The 16,066-nt window shown below is 71.1% G+C and carries 13 protein-coding genes; 5 read left to right on the top strand and 8 right to left on the bottom strand.

Features of this window, described 5'->3' with window-relative positions; genetic code table 11:
- Positions 1–43: 43 nt before the first annotated feature.
- From ACLF3M_RS21885 to ACLF3M_RS21870, 4 genes are all read left to right on the top strand, one after another.
- Positions 44–1,582 (top strand): ABC transporter ATP-binding protein, encoded by a 1,539-nt coding sequence (locus tag ACLF3M_RS21885; RefSeq protein WP_430659106.1) that lies wholly within the window; start codon positions 44–46, stop codon positions 1,580–1,582.
- Positions 1,579–2,652, top strand: coding sequence for an ABC transporter permease (locus ACLF3M_RS21880; protein ID WP_430659105.1), 1,074 nt, complete (start codon positions 1,579–1,581; stop codon positions 2,650–2,652). Before ACLF3M_RS21885 ends, ACLF3M_RS21880 begins: the two co-directional genes overlap by 4 nt.
- Positions 2,649–3,566 carry an ABC transporter permease gene (locus tag ACLF3M_RS21875; protein ID WP_430659104.1) on the top strand — a complete coding sequence of 306 codons (918 nt, stop codon included), beginning with the start codon at positions 2,649–2,651 and terminating at the stop codon, positions 3,564–3,566. The genes ACLF3M_RS21880 and ACLF3M_RS21875 overlap by 4 nt, the downstream gene beginning before the upstream one ends.
- Before the next feature lie 68 nt (positions 3,567–3,634).
- Complete coding sequence (locus ACLF3M_RS21870; protein ID WP_430659103.1) at positions 3,635–4,702, top strand: BMP family ABC transporter substrate-binding protein; 1,068 nt, start codon at positions 3,635–3,637, stop codon at positions 4,700–4,702.
- Between the two features lie 30 nt (positions 4,703–4,732).
- On the opposite strand, the gene ACLF3M_RS21865 is transcribed toward ACLF3M_RS21870, so the two are convergent.
- The gene (locus tag ACLF3M_RS21865) at positions 4,733–7,051 is read right to left on the bottom strand and encodes a heavy metal translocating P-type ATPase (protein WP_430659102.1); all 2,319 of its coding nucleotides are present in this window, start codon (positions 7,049–7,051) and stop codon (positions 4,733–4,735) included.
- Between the two features lie 218 nt (positions 7,052–7,269).
- On the opposite strand from ACLF3M_RS21865, the gene ACLF3M_RS21860 reads away from it, so the two are divergent.
- On the top strand, positions 7,270–8,019 hold the full coding sequence (locus ACLF3M_RS21860; RefSeq protein WP_430659101.1) for a winged helix-turn-helix domain-containing protein: 750 nt from the start codon (positions 7,270–7,272) through the stop codon (positions 8,017–8,019).
- A 48-nt stretch (positions 8,020–8,067) separates the two neighbouring features.
- Here ACLF3M_RS21860 and urtE read toward each other — a convergent pair whose 3' ends face one another.
- From urtE to ACLF3M_RS21825, 7 genes are all read right to left on the bottom strand, one after another.
- Entirely contained in the window at positions 8,068–8,760 is a 693-nt protein-coding gene (gene urtE, locus ACLF3M_RS21855; protein ID WP_430659100.1) for an urea ABC transporter ATP-binding subunit UrtE, read from the bottom strand.
- Positions 8,761–8,764: 4 nt separating this feature from the next.
- Positions 8,765–9,502 carry an urea ABC transporter ATP-binding protein UrtD gene (urtD, locus tag ACLF3M_RS21850; protein ID WP_430659099.1) on the bottom strand — a complete coding sequence of 246 codons (738 nt, stop codon included), beginning with the start codon at positions 9,500–9,502 and terminating at the stop codon, positions 8,765–8,767.
- Entirely contained in the window at positions 9,499–10,593 is a 1,095-nt protein-coding gene (gene urtC, locus ACLF3M_RS21845) for an urea ABC transporter permease subunit UrtC (RefSeq protein WP_430659098.1), read from the bottom strand. The genes urtD and urtC overlap by 4 nt, the downstream gene beginning before the upstream one ends.
- Positions 10,590–12,161, bottom strand: coding sequence for an urea ABC transporter permease subunit UrtB (gene urtB / locus ACLF3M_RS21840; protein WP_430659097.1), 1,572 nt, complete (start codon positions 12,159–12,161; stop codon positions 10,590–10,592). Before urtB ends, urtC begins: the two co-directional genes overlap by 4 nt.
- A gap of 41 nt (positions 12,162–12,202) precedes the next feature.
- Complete coding sequence (urtA, locus tag ACLF3M_RS21835) at positions 12,203–13,444, bottom strand: urea ABC transporter substrate-binding protein (protein WP_430659096.1); 1,242 nt, start codon at positions 13,442–13,444, stop codon at positions 12,203–12,205.
- Positions 13,445–13,755: 311 nt separating this feature from the next.
- The gene (locus ACLF3M_RS21830) at positions 13,756–13,962 is read right to left on the bottom strand and encodes a YbdD/YjiX family protein (protein WP_430659095.1); all 207 of its coding nucleotides are present in this window, start codon (positions 13,960–13,962) and stop codon (positions 13,756–13,758) included.
- On the bottom strand, positions 13,959–16,025 hold the full coding sequence (locus tag ACLF3M_RS21825; protein ID WP_430659094.1) for a carbon starvation CstA family protein: 2,067 nt from the start codon (positions 16,023–16,025) through the stop codon (positions 13,959–13,961). The genes ACLF3M_RS21830 and ACLF3M_RS21825 overlap by 4 nt, the downstream gene beginning before the upstream one ends.
- Positions 16,026–16,066 lie beyond the last annotated feature (41 nt).

Below are 16,066 nucleotides of genomic sequence, written 5' to 3'. Positions count from 1 at the left end.
CCGCGCTTCCCAAGCCCCCGGCGCCTCGCTAAGCAGACGCGCCGTGACGTCTCCGCCCCTTGGCCCGCCCCTCATCCAGGCCGACGCCGTCGTCAAGCGCTTCGGCGCGCTGACGGCCAACGACCATGTGGACCTCACGGTGGCCGCCGGCGAGGTGCATGCCCTGCTCGGCGAGAACGGCGCGGGCAAGTCCACGCTGGTCAAGATGCTCTACGGCCTGCTGCAGCCCGATGCCGGGCGCATCCTGTGGCAGGGCGAGCCCGTCGTGCTGGACGGGCCCCGCGACGCCCGGGCGCGCGGCATCGGCATGGTCTTCCAGCACTTCTCGCTCTTCGAGGCGATGAGCGTCGCGGAGAACGTCGCTCTCGCGCTGGACCGTGCGGAGCCCCTGCCCCGAATCGCGGAGCGCCTGGCCGAGGTCAGCCGCGCCTATGGCCTGCCGCTCGATCCCGGGCGGAAGGTCTGGCAGCTCTCGGTCGGCGAGCGCCAGCGTATCGAGATCGTGCGCTGCCTGATGCAGGATCCGCGCCTGCTGATCCTGGACGAGCCGACCTCGGTCCTGACGCCGCAGGAAGCCGAGGGGCTCTTCGCCACGCTCGACCGCATCAGGGCCGAGGGGCGCGCGGTGCTGTATATCTCGCACAAGCTCGAGGAGATCAGGCGGCTCTGCGAGACCGCGACGATCCTGCGGCAGGGCAAGGTGGTCGCGCGCTGCGATCCGCGCGCGGAAAGCGCGGCGAGCCTGGCCGCGATGATGGTCGGCACCACGATCCTCGGCGTCCGGCACGACGCGGCGGAGCCGACGGGCCCGGTGCGGCTGGCCATCACCAACCTCTCGCTGCCGCCGGCGGAGGCGCATGGCGTCGCGCTGCGCGGCATCTCGCTCGGCGTCCATGCGGGCGAGGTGCTCGGCATCGCCGGCGTCGCGGGCAACGGGCAGGAGGAGCTGTTCGCCGCGATCTCCGGTGAGCGGCCGGCGGCGCGGGCGGAAGCGGTGCTGCTGGACCGGCGCGCGGTCGGCGGGCTCGACATCAATGCGCGGCGACGCCTCGGCGCGGCCTTCGTGCCGGAGGAGCGCCTGGGCCATGCCGCGGCGCCGCGCTTCGCGCTCAGCGATAACGCGCTGCTGTCGGGCCATGCGACGGGCGGCTTCGTGCGATCGGGGCTGGTGCGCCGCGGCCGGTTGCTGGGCTTCGTGGACGAGATCACCCGCGCCTTCGATGTCCGCAAGGGCCCGCGCGACCCCGAGGCGCGGGCGCTGTCCGGCGGCAACCTGCAGAAATTCGTGGTGGGGCGGGAGATCCTGCGCAGCCCGTCGCTGCTGGTGGCGGCGCAGCCGACCTGGGGCGTGGATGCCGGCGCCGCCCGGCGCATCCGCCAGGCGCTGGTGGACCTCGCGGCGCAGGGCGCGGGCGTGCTGGTGATCAGCCAGGACCTGGACGAGCTGCTGGAGATCGCGGACCGCATCGCGGTGATCTTCCATGGAAGGCTGTCCCCCGCGATGCCGGTGAAGGGGCTGACGCGCGAGACGCTCGGCCTGCTGATGGGCGGATCCGGCTTTCCCGCGGAGGAAGCGGCGTGAAGCTCCTGCTGGAGAAGCGCGACGCGACGCCGTTCTGGCTGCAGCTGGTCTCGCCGATGCTGGCGGTCGCGCTGACCCTGGTGTCCTCCGCTGCGATCTTCGCGGCGCTGGGGCTCGATCCGCTGGTCGCGCTGGATGCCTATTTCCTGAATCCGGTCTCCGACGCCTTTGGCCTACAGGAAGTTGCGGTGAAAGCGACGCCGCTGGTGCTGATCGCGGTGGGGCTCGCGCTGTGTTACCGCTCGAACAACTGGAACATCGGGGCGGAGGGCCAGTTCCTGGTCGGCGCGATGGCGGGCGGGTGGCTCGCCGTCGCGACGCATGGCGGGGCACAGGGGGCGTGGCTGCTGCCGGCGATGCTGGCGGCGGGTGCGACGGGCGGCGCGCTGTTCGCGCTGATCCCCGCGGCGCTGAAGACGCGCTTCGGCGCGAACGAGATCCTGACCTCGCTGATGCTGGTCTATGTGGCGGAACTGCTGCTGGACTGGCTGGTGCGGGGGCCCTGGCGCGACCCTCAGGGCTTCAACATGCCGGTGACCGTCACCTTCTCGGCCGATGCGACGGTGCCGCTGCTGATGGAGGGCGGGCGGCTCAACCTCGGCACGCCGATCGCGATCTTCGTGGTAATCGTGCTGGCCGTGGTCATGGGCCGCACGCTGAAGGGCTTCGAGATCCGGCTCGTGGGCGAATCGCCGCGTGCGGCGCGCTTCGCCGGCTTCGACGCGACGCGGCTGACCTGGGTGGTCTTCGCGGCCTCCGGCGCGCTGGCGGGGCTGGCGGGCATCCTCGAAGCCGCGGGGACGGTGCGCATGCTGCAGCCCGGGATCTCGCCGGGCTACGGCTTCACCGCGATCATCGTGGCCTTCCTCGGGCGGTTGAATCCCGTGGGGTGCCTGGTGGCGGGGGTGTTCCTGGCAATCACCTTCATCGGCGGCGAGAACGCGCAGATCATGTTGCGCCTGCCGCTGGACGCGACGCGGGTGATCCAGGGGCTGCTGCTATTCTACGTGCTGGCCTGCGACACGCTGCTGCTTTACCGGCCGCGGCTGGTCAGGAGCGCCGCCGCGTGACGCTACTCGAGGCGATCATCCTGACGGTCATCACGGCGTCCACCCCGCTGCTGATCGCGGCGGTCGGGGAGCTGGTGGTCGAGAAATCCGGCGTGCTGAACCTCGGCGTCGAGGGGATGATGATAATGGGCGCGGCCTGCGGGATCGTCGCCGCCATCGCGACGGGATCGGGAGCGGCGGGCGTCGCCGCGGCGGTGCTCGCGGGGATGGCGATGGCGACGCTGTTCGCGGCGCTGACGCTCGGCCTGGCGGCGAACCAGGTGGCGTCGGGGCTGGCGCTGACGATCTTCGGGCTGGGGCTCTCCGGCGTGATCGGCGCGTCGCATGTCGGCGCGCAGCGCGAGGGGATCGGCAAGCTCGCGATCCCGCTGCTGTCGGAGATCCCCTTCCTGGGGCCGGTCCTGTTCGCGCAGGATCCCTTCGTCTATGCCTCGGTCGCGCTGACCGCCTGCGTCGCCTGGTTCCTGACGCGGACGCGCGCCGGCCTCGTGCTGCGCGCCTGCGGGGAAAGTGCCGCCAGCGCGCATGCGCTGGGCTATCCGGTGCTGCGCATCCGCTTCCTCGCGATCCTGTTCGGCGGCGGCTGCGCGGGGCTGGCGGGGGCCTATCTCTCGCTGGTGCTGACGCCCTTCTGGACAAGTGGGATGACGGGCGGGCGGGGCTGGATCGCGCTGGCCATCGTGGTCTTCGCGTCCTGGCGGCCCTGGCGGGCGGCGCTCGGGGCCTATCTCTTCGGGGGCGTCACCATCCTGCAGCTGCACGCGCAGGGCGCGGGGTTCCGCGTGCCGCCTCAGCTGATGTCCGCCCTGCCCTACCTCATCACCATCGTCGTGCTGGTCGCGATCATGCGGCTGCGCCGCGGCGGGGCGGCGGGGCCGGCGGATCTCGGCACGCCCTTCGTGCCGGACCGCTAGGTCACGCCCGGCGGTTGCGCCCCGGGCAGCGCGACGGCAGGCTCGCGGCATCGAAGGAGGTCCCCCCGATGACCCTGTCCCGCCGCGCCCTGCTCGGCACCGCCGGCGCTGCCCTCGCCACCTCGGCCCAGGCCCAGGCCCAGCGCCTGAACATCGGCTTCATCCTGGTCGGCCCGGTGGGCGACTACGGCTGGTCGTACCAGCACGACCAGGGACGGCGGAAGATGATGGACGCGGTCGGCGCCGACCGTATCGCCTCCTCCGTCGTGGAGTCCGTGGCGCCGCCCGATTTCGACCGCGTGGTGACGCAGCTGCAGCGCAATGGCGCGCGGCTGATCTTCACCACCAGCTTCACCTATTTCCAGGCGACCCAGCGCGCGGCGCAGCGGATGGGCAATGTCCGCTTCGAGAGCGCGACCGGCACCGCGCCAGGCCCGAACATGGCGGTCTATGACGGTCGCTTCTACGAAGGCCGCTACATCCAGGGCGTCGTCGCCGCGCGGAAATCGCGCAGCAAGACCATCGGCTATGTCGCGGCCTTCCCGATCCCCGAGGTCATCCACGGCATCAACACGCTGATGCGCGGCGCCTGGAGCGTGGATCCCGCGATGAAGGTGCGCGTGGTCTGGGCCAACACCTGGTTCGACCCGCCGAAGGAAGCGGACGCCGCGCGCGCGCTGATCGACCAGGGCTGCGACGTGCTCTGCCAGCACACCGACAGCCCCGCGCCGCTGCAGCTGGCGGAGCAGCGCGGCATCCACGCCTTCGGCCAGGCCAGCGACATGACGCGCTTCGCGCCGCGCGCGCACCTCTTCAGCAGCATCGACGAATGGGGCGACTACTACACCCAGCGCGCCCGCGCGATGCTCGACAACAGCTGGCGGCCGACGGACACCTGGGAGGGGCTGAAGGGCGGCATGCTGCGCCTCTCGGCCTTCACCAACATGACGCCGGAGGAGCAGGCCGAGGCCGCGCGCATCCGCGACGCCATTGCCGCCGGCACGCTGCATCCCTTCGATGGCCCGATCGTGCGGCAGGACGGGACGACGGTGATCCCCGCGGGGCAGCGGCTGACCGACGAGCAGATCAAGTCCATGAACTATTTCTACCGTGGGATCGACGTCGCCATCCCATAGGGGGCGGGCGGCGCGCTTCGGCACGCCCCCTCACCCCGGCCCTCTCCCCCCTTTGGGTGGAGAGGGAGTGTGGGGCGTCTCGGCCGACAGGCTCGCCATGATTTCCTCCTCGGCAGCGAGATGCAGGCGCAGCAGCGCCTCGAGGCCGAACAGGGTGCGGCGGAGCTCGGGTCCGACCGAGCCCCACTGGCGTTCGTCCTTCGCCAGCGCGATCAGCGCAGCGACGCGTTCGGACAGCCCCTCGATATCGGCATGCATGCGCAGCAGCGGCGCCATGGGATCGAGGCCGCCGAGACGGCGCGCGGCTTCGGGATACAGCGCGCGTTCCTCCTCGTGCTGGTGCGGCAGGAGCTCGGCGCGCAGGCGCTGCTCGACGGCGGAGAGAGAAGGCAGCACGGAAGGCGAGCCGCCGATCGCCTCGGCGCCGGCGCGCAGCGTGTCGGCGAGCTCGCGCAGGCCGGCATGCTCGGCATGGCGTTCCGCCAGCCCCGCTTCGGCGGGCAGCGCGGCAGGTGCGGCCTCGTCGGGGCCGGGCCGCAGCGCGTTCAGGGCGTAGAGGATGGCGAAGACGTCGATCGCCTCCTGCACCAGCGCGCCGGCGAGCGGCGTGAGGTAGCCGGCCGCGGCAAAGGTCATGGCCAGGACGGACATGCCCATCCCCAGCAGGATCGCCTGCAGCGCGATGCGCCGCGCGCGGCGGGCGATGGCGATGGCCTCGGCCACGCGGTCCACGCGGTCCACCAGCAGCACGACGTCGCCGGCCTCGGCCGCTGCGGCGGTGCCATGCGCGCCCATCGCGATGCCGACGTCGGCGGCGGCCAGCGCCGGCGCGTCGTTCACGCCATCGCCGACCATCGCGGTTGGCGCGGCGGCGGCCTCGGCACGCACGGCTTCGATCTTGTCGGCGGGCGAGCGATCCGCCAGCACCTCGTCCAGCCGCAGCGCACGGCCGATCGGGGCGGCCGCCGCCGCGCGGTCGCCGCTGACCATGACGAGGCGCGCGACGCCCAACGCGCGCAGGCGGCGGACCGCACGCGGCGCTTCCTGCCGCAGGCCGTCGGCCATGACGAAGGCGGCGACGGCGCGGCCATCCATCGCGAGCCAGGCAACGGAGCCCGCGGCGGCCGAGACCTGCGCGGCGACCGCGAAGCCGTCATCCGGCTCGACGCTGGCGGACCGCAGGAAGCCCTCGGCGCCGAGCAGCAGGACGTGGCCTTCCACCTGGCCGGTGACGCCGCCGCCAGGGACCTCGGCTGCGCTCTCCGGCACCGGCGGCACCAGGCCGCGCGCGGCGGCGGCGGCGACGAGCGCGGCGGAGACGGGATGGGTCGAGGCCTGGGCCAGCGCGGCCGCCAGGCGCAGCGCGTCATCACGCGTCAGGCCCTCGGCGGTGTCGATGGCGGCTAGGCGCGGGCGGCCCGGCGTCAGCGTGCCGGTCTTGTCGAACAGCACGGTGCGGATGCGCGCCAGGCGTTCCAGCGCGCCGCCGCCCTTCACCACGATGCCGCGCCGCGCCGCGCGGCCGATGCCGGCGACCAGCGCGACGGGCGCGGCGAGGATCAGCGGGCAGGGCGTCGCGACGACCAGCACGGCGAGGCCGCGCACGGGATCGCCCGTCAGGATCCAGGCGCCGCCGGCCAGCAACGCGGTCGCGCAGACGAAACCGAGTGCCCAGCGATCGGCCAGGCGGGCCAGCGGCGCGCGCGCGGCGGCGGCTTCCTGGGTCAGGCGCAGGATGGCGGCGTAGGTGCTGTCGGCGGCGTCCCTGGCGGCGCGCAGGCGGAAGGCGGCGCCGGCATTCACCGCGCCGCTGCGCAGCGCCGCGCCGCGCGACAACGCGACGGGCAGCGCCTCGCCGGTTAGTGCGCTCTCGTCGAGCGTCGCGGCTTCGTCCTCCAGCACGCCGTCCACGGCGACGGTCTCGCCGGGGCGGACCAGCAGCAGGTCGCAGGGGCGGACGGCGGCGACGTCCACCTCGGTCAGCGTCTCACCCTCGATGCGCGCGGCGCGGCGCGGGGCGCGGGCCATGAGGTCGGTGAGCGCGCCGGTGGCACGCCCCTCGGCCCAAGCCTCCAGTGCCTCGCCGCCGGCAACCATCAGGCCGATGACGGCCGCCGCCGCGGCTTCCTGCAGCAGGACGGCGCCGAGGATGGCGGCAAGCGCCACGGCATCCACGCCGATCCGCCCACCCAGCAGGGACCGGACCAGCCCGATCGCGACATGGAAGGCGACCGGCAGCGCGGCCGCTGACCAGGCAAGAGCGGCGGCATCCGGGAAGCCAGACACGCGCAGCGCGCCGCCGAGGATCAGGCCAGCCAGCACCCAGCAGAGCAGCAGGTAGCGCGTCATGTCGCCTCGTGGGCGGTGGCCATGCCATTCAGCATGCGCCGGAACGGCAGAAGGGCGACATGGGATGGATCAAGCGGCGGCAACCATCGCGTGCAAAGCGAGACATTCCGCGACCGTAAATGGAATACAATTTACTGGATAACGCGACCGCGAGCCGCCTACACGTGTCCGTGAGCCCGGCGAGAGGCGCCGGCGGATCAAGGGGATGGGGTGGACGGATGGCGACACGTATTCTTATCGCGGATCACCACGCCGAGGACGGCGAGGCGCTGGCCGCTTTCCTCACCCGGCAGGGGCTCGGCACGGAGTGCTGGAACGCCGGCGACGCCCTGCTGCAGCGCCTGGCGGTGCAGCCGCCGGCGCTGGTGCTTCTGCACCGGCGCGTGCGGACCGAGCCGGACCTGACGGTGCTGCGCCGGCTGCGGGCGGCGTCCTCCGTGCCCGTGATGCTGCGGGCGATGGACGGCGACGACGAGGTGGACCGCGTGCTGGCGCTGGAGATCGGCGCCGACGACTACCTCCGCCAGGACACCGGCCCGCGGGAGGTGCTGGCCCGCATCCGCACGGTGCTGCGGCGCGTGCGCATCGTGCCGCCACGGGACGATGCGCGTGGCGGCTGGCGGCTCTGCCTGCGGCAGCGGGAGCTGTTCGCCCCGGACGGGCGGGCGCGGCACCTGACCTCGGCCGAGTTCGAGCTGCTGCAGAGCCTGGCGCGGCAACAGGGCATGCCGGTGCATCGCGACGCGTTGTCGCTGTCGGTGCTGCGCCGGCCCTATCACCCGGAGGACCGGGCGCTGGACAACATCGTGCTGCGGTTGCGGCGCAAGCTCGGCGACGAGGGCGCGGCGGCGCGGCTGATCAAGTCGGTCCGCGGGATCGGGTATGTCTTCGTCGGCTTCGACGTGGTCACCGGCATGCCGCCGGTGGCGGCGAACGAGGCGGCCGCGGAGATGGCGATCGCCAGCTGAGGGGGCGACGAAGCCCTCTCCACCCGCAGGGGGGAGAGGGCTTTCTCGCTAGACCGTCAGCAGGCGGCGGACGGCGGGCTCGTCGAGCTCGTCCGTCGGGCCGGCCATCGCGACCTCGCCGCGCACCATCACCGTGATGGTGTCCGCGAGGTCGCGGGCGAAATCGTAGTACTGCTCGACCAGCACGACCGCCATGTTGCGGCCGCGCGCGAGGTGGCGGATCACCTTCGCAATGTCCTTGATGACATTGGGCTGGATGCCCTCGGTCGGCTCATCCAGGATCAGCAGTCGCGGCCTGGCGCAGAGAGCGCGCGCGATCGCCAGCTGCTGCTGCTGCCCGCCGGAGAGGTCGCCGCCGCGGCGACGCAGGAACTGGCGCAGGATGGGAAAGAGGTCGAAGACCTCGCTGTCCACGCTGCTGCCTCGCGGGGCAGCGGCGAGCGCTGTTTCCAGGTTCTCCTGCACGGTGAGGAAGGGAAAGATCTCGCGGCCCTGCGGGACATAGCCGATGCCGGCCCGCGCGCGCTCCGCGGGGCCGAGCGACGTCACGTCGCGGCCTTCCCATGTGATGGTGCCGGCCTTCACGCGCTCGAGCCCCATGATGGCGCGCAGCAGCGACGACTTGCCCACGCCGTTGCGGCCGAGCACGGCGGTCACCTTGCCGGGCTGCGCGGACATGGAGACCCCACGAAGGCACCGGCTTGCGCCGTAGAAGAGATCGATGGCGGCGACGTCGAGCATGCTTCTAGCGACCGAGGTAGACTTCGATCACGCGCTCGTCGTTCTGCACGTGGTCGATGGAGCCTTCGGAGAGCAGGCTGCCCTCGGCGAGCACCGTGACGCGGCAATTGAGCGCGCGGACGAATTCCAGGTCGTGCTCCACCACCACGACGCTGCGCCGGCCCGCGATGCGGACCAGGAGCGCGGCGGTGTGCTCGGTCTCGGCGTCGGTCATCCCTGCGACGGGCTCGTCCACCAGCATGAGGTCGGGGTCCTGCATCAGCAGCATGCCGATTTCCAGCCATTGGCGCTGGCCGTGGGAGAGGATGCCGGCCAGGTCGCGGGCGCGCTCCGTCAGGCCGATCTCCTGCATCGTGGCCTCGATGCGCGACTTCGCCTCGCCGGTCAGGGCCCAGCGGATGCAGGCGATCGGGCCGCGGGGCGCCTTGAGCGCGAGCTCGAGATTCTCGAACACCGTCAGCGCGTCGAAGACCGTGGGCTTCTGGAACTTGCGGCCGATGCCGAGATTGGCGATGGCGGCCTCATCCATGCGGGTGAGGTCCGCATCGCCGAAACTGACGACGCCCGTCGTCGGGCGCGTCTTGCCGGTGATGCAGTCCATCATCGTGGTCTTGCCCGCGCCGTTCGGGCCGATCACGGCGCGGAGCTCGCCGGGCTCGACGACGAGGGCCAGGTTGTTCAGCGCCCTGAAGCCGTCGAAGACGACGGAGACACCGTCGAGATAGAGGCGCCGGCCCTTCACTTCGGGCGCCCCTGCAGCAGACCGATCAGGCCGCGAGGCAGGAACAGCGTCACCAGCACGAAGAGGCCGCCGAGCACGAAGAGCCAGAGATCCGGCGCCGCGGAGGTCAGCCAGGTCTTGAGCCCGTTCACGCTGAAGGCCCCGAGCACCGCCCCAACCAGCGTACCCCGCCCGCCGACCGCGACCCAGATCACCGCCTCGATCGAGTTGCCCGGGCTGAACTCGCCGGGGTTGATGATCCCGACCTGGGGGACATAGAGCGCGCCGGCCAGGCCCGCCATCATCGCGGACAGCACGAAGGCGAAGAGCTTGTGGCTGGTCACGTCGTAGCCGAGGAAGCGCACGCGGCTTTCCGCATCACGGATCGCGGTCAGCACGCGGCCGTATTTCGTGGCGGTCAGCCAGCGGCAGAGCGCGTAGCAGCCGACCAGCGAGACCAGCGAGGCGTAGAACAGCGCGGCCCGCGCGGGGGAGGTGTTGAGCGGCATGCCCAGCAGCTCCTTGAAGTCGGTGAAGCCGTTGTTGCCGCCGAAACCCATGTCGTTGCGGAAGAAGGCCAGCATCAGCGCATAGGTCATGGCCTGGGTGATGATGGAGAGATAGACGCCGGTGATGCGGCTGCGGAAGCAGAGGAAGCCGAGGACGAAGGCCAGGAAGCCCGGCACCAGCAGCACCATCAGCATGGCGAAGGGGAAGCTGTCGAAGCCTAGCCAGTACCAGGGCAGTTCGCGGTAGCCCAGGAACACCATGAAGTCCGGAAGCACGGGATGCCCGTAGACGCCGCGCGGCCCGATCAGCCGCATCAGGTGCATGCCCATGGCGTAGCCGCCGAGTGCGAAGAAGGCGCCGTGGCCGAGCGAGAGGATGCCGGTGTAGCCCCAGGCGAGGTCCAGCGACAGCGCGAGGATCGCGTAGCAGATCCACTTGCCCGTCACGCTGACCAGGAAGTCGGAGACGTGGAAGGCATTGTCGCGCGGGAGCAGGTTCAGCAGCGGAAAAGCCGCCAGGATCAGGACGACCAGGATCAACCCGGCCCGCAGGCCGAGCCGCGCGCGGGAGAGCGGCGGCGGCTCGGATACCGCCACGCTCATGCCTCGGCCGCCCTGCCCTTCTGGGCGAAGAGCCCGCGCGGCCGGCGCTGGATGAACAGCATGATCGCGACCAGCACCACCACCTTGGCCAGCACCGCGCCGACCCAGGGCTCCATCACCTTGTTGATGAGGCCGAGGCTGAAGGCGCCGATCAGCGCGCCGGCCAGGCTGCCGACGCCGCCGAAGACCACGACGAGGAAGCTGTCGATGATGTAGCCCGTGCCGAGGTTGGGCGAGACGTTGTCGATCTGGCTCAGCGCCACGCCGGCGATCCCCGCGATGCCGGAGCCGAACGCAAAGGTCAGCGCGTCCACGCGGCCCGTGCGGATGCCCATGGCGGACGCGATGGCGCGGCGCTGCGTGACTGCGCGCATCTCGAGCCCGAAGCGGGTGAAGCGGATCGCGGCCACGACCAGCTGCAGCACTACCAGGCTGAAGGCGAGGATCCAGAGCCGGTTCTGCGTCACCGGGATGTCGAAAGGCAGCATCAGCGTCCCCTGCATCCAGGGCGGGCTGATGACCTCGCGGTTCTGCGCGCCGAAGGCCAGGCGCACCGCCTGCTGGATCATCATGCCGACCCCGAAGGTCATCAGCAGCGTCTCGAGCGGGCGGCCGTAGAGGTGCCGGATCAGCCCGCGTTCCAGCGCCGCGCCGGCGAGCGCCGTCACCAGGAAGGCCGCCGGCACGGCCAGCGGCAGCGCCCAGGGCTGCAGCCAGGGGATGTCGCGCGTGAGGTCCTGCACCACGACGGTGGTGTAGGCGCCGAGCATGACGAACTCGCCATGCGCCATGTTGATCACGCCCATGACGCCGAAGGTCACGGCCAGGCCGAGCGCGGCCAGCAGCAGCACGGATCCCAGCGACAGGCCCTGGAACGTCGTCTCCACCGCGCGGCGGATCGCCAGCCGCGTGTCGATCGCAGCCACGGCCTCCTCGATCTGCGGCAGCAGGTCGGGGTTGGCGGCGCGGGCCTCGAGCAGGATGGAGCGTGCCTCGGGCGAGGCGGTGGCGCCCAGCGTCGCGATGCCGGCGAGCTTGGCGTCGCGGTCCGACGCGATCAGGCGGGACGCGCCGAGCGCGAGCTCCATGCGTTCGCGGATGCGCCCGACCGTCTCGCGCTGCAGCGCGGCTTCCAGCAGCGCGACGTTCTCGGCGCTGCGCGTGCGGAAGACGGCCTCGGCCGCGGCCAAGCGCTCGGCAGGGTCAGGCGAGACGATCTGCAGCCGGCCGAGCGCGCCGCGCAGAGTGACGCGAACGCGGTTGTTGATGTTGATGCGCTGCGGCTCGGGCGAGGGCGTGGGCACCACGGCACCGGTCGCGGCATCGGTCAGGGTCGAGCCGTCGCGCAGCAGCAGCGCCCCCTCGGCAGTGCGCAGCAGGCGCCCGTCGTTCAGCGCACGCAAGATCGGCAGCGCGCGTGGATCGGCCAGCGTCCCCAGGCGGTCCACCGCCTCGGCCTGTTGGTTGAAGTTGCCGCCAAGCCCCGGCAGGGCCTCGACGAAGGCATCCTGCGCGCGCGCGGGGATGGCCGCGACGAGCAGCAGGAGGAGAAGAAGGATGCGCCTCATGCAAGGGGTGGACGGGGCGCGGCGCGCCCCGTCCTGTCCGCTCAGCCGCGGCGGCGGTTGGCGTTCTCGGGGATGAACTGCGACCAGTTCTCCGCCGGCACCGCGTTCGGCGTCTTCCAGACTACGTTGAACTGGCCGTCGGCCTGGATCTCGCCGATCATCACGGGCTTGGACAGGTGATGGTTCGGCAGCATCGCCTCCTCGAAGCCGGCGGGGGCGTTGAACTTCTGGCCGATCACCGCCGTCCGCACCGCATCCACGGCCGTGCTGCGCGCCGCGGTCACCGCCTGGGCCCACATGTTGAAGCCGGTGTAGGTGGCCTCCATCGGGTCGTTGGTCACGCGGCGCGGGTTCTTGATGTAGGCCTGCCAGAGGTTCTTGAACTCGGTATTCGCGGGCGACTGGACCGACATGAAGTAGTTCCAGGCCGCGAGATGGCCGACCAGCGGACGCGTGTCGATGCCGGCGAGCTCCTCCTCGCCGACGGAGAAGGCGACGCAGGGGATGTCGGTCGCGGTGATGCCCTGGTTGCCGAGCTCGCGGTAGAAGGGGACGTTGGCGTCGCCGTTGATGGTGGAGACGATCGCGGTCTTCTTGCCCTCGCCGGCGAAGCGCTTGACGCGAGCGACGATGCCCTGCCAGTCGCTGTGCCCGAAGGGCGTGTATTCCTCCATGATGTCGGCGTTGCCGATTCCCTTGGAATTGAGGAATCCGCGCAGGATGCGGTTGGTCGTGCGGGGATAGACGTAGTCCGTGCCAAGCAGCGCGATGCGCGTGGCGCCGCCGCCATCGGCCGACATCAGGTATTCCACCGCGGGGATGGCCTGCTGGTTCGGCGCGGCGCCGGTGTAGAAGATGTTGCGGCTCTCTTCCTCGCCCTCGTACTGGACGGGGTAGAAGAGCATGCCGTTCAGCTCCTCGAAGACCGGCAGGACGGACTTGCGGGACACCGAGGTCCAGCAGCCATAGGTCACGTCCACGCGGTGCACCTGCAGCAGCTCGCGCGCCTTCTCGGCAAACAGCGGCCAGTTGGAGGCGGGGTCTACCACCACGGCCTCGAGGCGGCGGCCGAGCAGGCCGCCTTTGCTGTTCTGGTGCTCCACCATCATCAGGACGGTGTCGCGCAGTGCGGTCTCGGAGATCGCCATGGTGCCGGACAGCGAATGCAGCACGCCGACCTTGATCGGGGCGGATTGCGCCATCGACGGCTTGATGTTGGGGAAGGCGATCGCGGCGGCGGCGCCGGCGAGCGCGGCGCGGCGGGTGAGCTTGAAGCTGGTCATGCGGGGGTCGAAGCCTCCTCTTGGGCATGGCTCGCCCAGGCACGCGCCGCCATCGGCGCGCGTGGTGGCCGGACCGGGTCTTGCGAGTTGCGTGCCAGAGCGTGATGCCGGCGTGGCAACACGGTCCTGCGCGGCATGGCGGCACGCACCAGCGACGGCTGCCCCGATCGGAGGCAGCCCATGCATCACGGAAGCGGTAGCCCGCCCAACTCGTGGGCAGATGGGCAAAGCGCAATCCGCGCTTCGCCTGCCGGACGATCAACGGAGACGCTTTTCCTCCCCGCTCCTGAAAGCGGAGCAGACAGATCGCGTCAGCAGCAGGTGAAGCGCCCGCCGCCGCCGAACCGTGCGTCCTGGCGGTTGCGGAAGAACTCGGCCGGCGTCATCGGCGCGGTGTCCGGGTGCGTCCGCCTGATATGCGCGACATAGGCCTCGTAGCTGGGCTGACCGACCATCAGCCGCGCGGTGTCGCAGGCGCAGCGCAGGAGGGCTGCCAGGCCACCGGGCTGCGCGGTCATTCCGCGCCCGCCGGCGCGGCGCCGCCGACCTCCCGCGCGGTCCAGTGATGGGTGCGATACGCGTCGAGGCAGGCGCGGATGCCGAAGGCGACGATGGCGACGACGACCGCGATGAAAAGCAGGGCAAGCGCGGCGTCGACGTAGTCGTTCACCACGACCTGACGCATCTGGTCGAGGCTGCGGGCCGGCGCCAGCACGCGCCCTTCCGCGATCGCATCCTGGAAGCGGGACGCATGCGACAGGAAGCCGATGCGCGGATCGGAATGGAACACTTTCTGCATCCCCGCCGTCAGCGTGCAGGCGACCAGCCAGACCGTCGGCACGATCGTCACCCATGCGTAACGCTCCCGCTTCATGCGGAAGATCACGACGGTGCAGAGCGTCAGCGCCACGGCCGCCAGCATCTGGTTGGAGATGCCGAAGAGCGGCCAGAGCGTGTTCACACCGCCCAGCGGATCCGTCACGCCCTGGTAGAGGAAGTAGCCCCAGGCCGTGACGCAGATCGCGGTCGCCAGGATGCTCGACCCCCAGCTTTCGGTGTTGCGCATCGCGGGGAAGGCGACGCCGAGCAGGTCCTGCAGCATGAAGCGGCCGGTGCGGGTTCCAGCGTCCACCGCCGTCAGGATGAACAGCGCCTCGAACAGGATGGCGAAGTGATACCAGAAGGCCATCATGGCCTTGCCGCCGATGACCTGGTGGAAGATGTGGGCCATGCCGACGGCGAGAGTCGGCGCACCGCCGGCGCGGCTGATGATGGTGGTCTCGCCGACGTCCTGGGCAGCCTGGGCGATGGTCGCCGCGTCCGTGGCGAAGCCCATGGCGGTCACGGCGGCGGCGGCGGTCTCCGGCGTCGTGCCGACGATGCCGCCCGGGCTGTTCATGCTGAAGTAGATGCCGGGCTCGATCACGCAGGCCGCGACGAGCGCCATGATGGCGACGAAGCTCTCCATCAGCATGCCACCATAGCCGATGAAGGGGACGTCGGCCTCGGTCGCGATCAGCTTCGGCGTGGTGCCCGACGAGATCAGGCTGTGGAACCCCGACACCGCCCCGCAGGCGATGGTGATGAAGAGGAAGGGGAACAGGCTCCCGCTCCAGACCGGGCCGGTGCCGTCCACGAAGCGCGTGACCGCCGGCATCTCGAGCCGCGGCGCGACGACGAGGATGCCGAGCGCGAGTGCGATGATCGTGCCGACCTTGAGGAAGGTGGAAAGGTAGTCGCGCGGGGCCAGCAGCAACCAGACCGGCAGGATGGAGGCGACGAAGCCATAGCCGATCAGCATCCAGCAGAGCTCGGTGCCGCTGAAGGTAAAGGCCGCCGCCCATTCCGGGTCCTGCGACACCCACTGCCCACCCATGATCGCGAGCATCAGCAGCACGAAGCCGGCGATCGAGGCCTCGCCGATCGCGCCGGGGCGGATGTGGCGCATCCAGACGCCCATGACCATCGCGATCGGGATGGTCGCGGCGACGGTGAAGGTGCCCCAGGGGCTGTCGGCCAGCGCCTTGACCACGATCAGCGCAAGGACCGCCAGGATGATCACCATGATCATGAAGGCGCCGAGCAACGCGACGACGCCGGCGACGGTGCCCATCTCGGACCGCACGAGCTCGCCGAGCGAGCGCCCGTCGCGGCGCATGGAGACGAACAGCACCATGCTGTCCTGCACGGCACCCGCCAGCACCACGCCGGCCAGGATCCACAGCATGCCCGGCAGGTAGCCCATCTGCGCGGCCAGCACGGGGCCGACCAGCGGGCCCGCGCCGGCGATGGCGGCGAAGTGGTGGCCGAACAGCACGGCGCGGTTGGTCGGGACATAATCCAACCCGTCGTTGCGGCGCACCGCCGGGGTCGGGCGGGACGGGTCCAGCTGCATCACGTTCTGCGCGATGTAGAGCGCGTAGTAGCGATAGGCCACGAAGTAGGTCGCCACCGCCGCGACGACGATCCAGAGGGCGTTAACGGGCTCCCCGCGCTCGGTCGCGACGATGCCGAGCGCGACGGCGCCGAGGATGCCGAGGGCGATCCAGGGCAGATGGGACATGATGCCGTTGGCGCGCATGGACGTCTCCCGCCCGTGCCGCCTGCGGGGGCCGGGCCATT

It is taken from the genome of Falsiroseomonas sp. HW251 (assembly GCF_050563545.1).
GTDB lineage: Bacteria > Pseudomonadota > Alphaproteobacteria > Acetobacterales > Acetobacteraceae > Falsiroseomonas.
The sequence above is the reverse complement of the archived record's forward strand: the minus strand, read 5'-3'. Positions and strand labels throughout refer to the sequence as shown.